Here is a 3,176-nt window from a genome sequence, read left to right as displayed (position 1 = left end):
AGCTGGTGCAGTCGGGGCGGATGGATTGGCGCGCGGCTGACTCCGCCCTGAGGCGCCGCACACCCCGCGTGCGGCCTGCCTGAACCGACACCCCTTCCGGGCTGGTCCAGCCTGCGCGGGCAGGCGGGAACCGCGCCCCTCAGCGCCCGCGCTCGCCTTGCTGCGGGGGTTTTCAGAACAGGGGAACGCGACCCACGCGGCAGGGCGGCGCGGCCGGCACAGGCCTTGCGCGGTAGCTGCTGGAGTGGGCCATGTCCGTGGCCCCAAAGCGGACCGCAAGCGTCTGGCTCTGCCGCAGCCCATCACGATCCGTGATGGGGCCATGCCGGCGTCGCCCTGTGCAAGCTGCGGCGTTGTTTCTACATTCCACTACCCCATGAATGAAATGAACTCCCCATGCACCCCGATGTTTTGGTGATCGGCGGCGGCAACGCTGCCCTGTGCGCCGCACTGATGGCGCGCGAGGCCGGTGCCAGCGTGCTGCTGCTCGAATCGGCCCCGCGCGCCTGGCGCGGCGGCAACTCGGGCCACACGCGCAACCTGCGCTGCATGCACGATGCGCCGCAGGATGTGCTGGTCGAAGCCTACCCCGAAGAGGAATACTGGCAGGACCTCCTCAAGGTGACCGGCGGGCTGACCAACGAGCACCTGGCGCGCCTGGTGATCCGCGCCTCCAGCAACTGCCGCGACTGGATGCGCAGCCATGGCGTGCACTTTCAGCCGCCGCTGTCGGGCGCGCTGCATGTGGCGCGCACCAATGCCTTCTTCATGGGGGGCGGCAAGGCGCTGGTCAACGCCTACTACCGCAGTGCCGAAAAGCTGGGGGTGCAGATCCGCTACGAAGCGCCCGTGGACCGTATCGAGATCGAGAACGGCCGCTTCGTCGCCGCGCACTGCACCGTGAACGGCCAGCCGGAGCGCATCACCGCCAAAGCCTGCGTGCTGGCGGCGGGCGGCTTCGAATCGAACCGCGAATGGCTGCGCGAGGCCTGGGGCCAGAACCAGCGCGGCGAGTGGCCGTCGGACAACTTTTTGATCCGTGGCACGGCCTACAACAAGGGCGTGCTGCTCAAACACCTGCTCGAAGACCACGGCGCCGACCGCATCGGCGACCCGACGCAGGCGCACATGGTGGCCATCGACGCGCGCGCGCCGCTGTACGACGGCGGCATCTGCACGCGCATCGACTGCGTGTCGCTGGGCGTGGTGGTCAACCGCGATGCCGAGCGCTTCTACGACGAGGGCGAAGATTTCTGGACCAAGCGCTATGCCATCTGGGGCCGCCTGGTGGCGCAGCAGCCGGGGCAGATTGGTTATTCGATCATCGACAGCAAGGCGATTGGCCGCTTCATGCCGCCGGTGTTTCCGGGCGTCAAGGCCGACACGCTGCCCGAACTGGCGCAAAAACTCGGCCTGCCCGTGGACACCTTCATGCGCACGCTCGATGCCTACAACGCCGCCTGCCGCGTGGGCCGCTTTGACCACACCGCGCTGGACGACTGCCACACCGAAGGCGTCACGCCCGCCAAGACGCACTGGGCGCGCCCCATCGACACCGGGCCGTTCTACGGCTACGCGCTCAAGCCCGGCGTCACCTTCACGTATCTTGGCCTGCACACCGACGACACGGCGGCCGTGCGCTTTCACAACCAGCCGAGCGACAACCTGTTCGTGGCCGGCGAAATGATGGCCGGCAACGTGCTGGGCAAGGGCTACACCGCCGGTGTGGGCATGAGCATTGGTACCGCGTTTGGCCGCATTGCCGGCACCAACGCGGCTTTGGCATCAAAAGGCCTTCCAGCGCAAGCTGGACGGGCGCAATCAGCTATTAATCAAGGAGCAAACCATGCAGTCGCTTGAAGCCCTCGCGCGCGATGCCCGGGCGCTTGCGAACGGCGACGTGGTGCCCGCGCTGCCCCTCACCGGCGCCGAATCGGAAGTGGCGCGCCAGCTGCAGATCTGCAACGCCTGCCGCTACTGCGAAGGCTTCTGCGCCGTGTTTCCGGCCATGACGCGCCGGCTCGAATTTCCGAAGGCCGACATCCATTTCCTGGCCAACCTGTGCCACAACTGCGGCGCCTGCCTGCACGCCTGCCAGTACGCGCCGCCGCACGAGTTTGCGGTGAACATTCCCAAGGCCATGGCGCAGGTGCGGGGCCAGACCTACGTGGACTACGCATGGCCACCCGCGCTGGGCACGCTGTACCAGCGCAACGGACTCACGCTGGCGCTGGCGTCGGCCGCCGGGCTGGCGTTGTTCCTGGTGCTGGCCGTGGCGCTGCACGGCCAGGGCCTGGCCGCGCTATGGAGCACGCCGGTGGGCGGGTTCTACGGCATCTTCCCGCACAACCTGCTGGTGGGCCTGTTCGCCCCCGTGTTTCTGTTCACCACGCTGGCGCTGGGCCTGGGCGTGCGCCGCTTCTGGCGCGACGTGACGCCCGCCACCAGCGGCGCGCCTTTGAGTGCGCCGGCCACGGCCGAGGCGACCAACGCGGTGCTGCGCCTGAAATACCTGGACGGCGGCCACGGCGATGGCTGCCACAACGAAGACGACGCCTACACCCTCGCGCGCCGCCGCTGCCACCACCTCACGTTCTATGGCTTTGTGCTGTGTTTCGCCGCCACCAGCGTGGCCACGCTGTACCACTACCTGCTGGGGCAGCCCGCGCCGTACGACCTGCCCAGCATCCCGAAGCTGCTGGGCGCGGCGGGCGGCGTGAGCCTGCTGCTGGGCACGGCCGGCCTGTGGCGCCTGAACCTGCGCCGCCACCCCGAGCACGGAGATGCCGCGCAAAAGCCCATGGACCGCGGCTTCATCGCACTGCTGTTCCTCACCGCCGCCAGCGGCCTGGCACTGTGGGCCGCGCGCGGCACGGCCGCCCTGCCGCTGCTGCTGTGCGTGCACCTGGGCGCGGTGATGGCGCTGTTCGCCACGCTGCCCTACGGCAAGTTCGCGCACGGCATCTTCCGCACCGCGGCGCTGTTGCGCCACGCCGTGGAAAAGCGCCAGCCCAACCCTGTCGGCCTGGGCGCCGACTGAGTACCGATTGAGTGCCGACCGAGGGTGACTTCCGGCGCCACGTTATCTTCTTTCACCCACCATCCCGCAACGAGGAGACCCCGATGAACAAACGAGAACTGCTGCGCGCCACCGCGCTCGCCACCGCAGCCCTGGT

The 3,176-nt window shown here is 68.7% G+C and carries 2 protein-coding genes; both read left to right on the top strand.

What is annotated here, in order from left to right; genetic code table 11:
• Nucleotides 1-396 precede the first annotated feature (396 nt).
• A complete protein-coding gene (gene tcuA / locus ACDELDRAFT_RS20600; protein WP_005800020.1) occupies nt 397-1,860 on the top strand; it encodes an FAD-dependent tricarballylate dehydrogenase TcuA in 1,464 nt (487 codons plus the stop codon).
• On the top strand, nt 1,847-3,040 hold the full coding sequence (gene tcuB / locus ACDELDRAFT_RS20595; RefSeq protein WP_005800019.1) for a tricarballylate utilization 4Fe-4S protein TcuB: 1,194 nt from the start codon (nt 1,847-1,849) through the stop codon (nt 3,038-3,040). Before tcuA ends, tcuB begins: the two co-directional genes overlap by 14 nt.
• Nucleotides 3,041-3,176: the final 136 nt, after the last annotated feature.

It is taken from the genome of Acidovorax delafieldii 2AN, assembly GCF_000175235.1.
GTDB classification, from domain to species: domain Bacteria; phylum Pseudomonadota; class Gammaproteobacteria; order Burkholderiales; family Burkholderiaceae_C; genus Acidovorax; species Acidovorax delafieldii_B.
The sequence above is the reverse complement of the archived record's forward strand: the minus strand, read 5'-3'. Positions and strand labels throughout refer to the sequence as shown.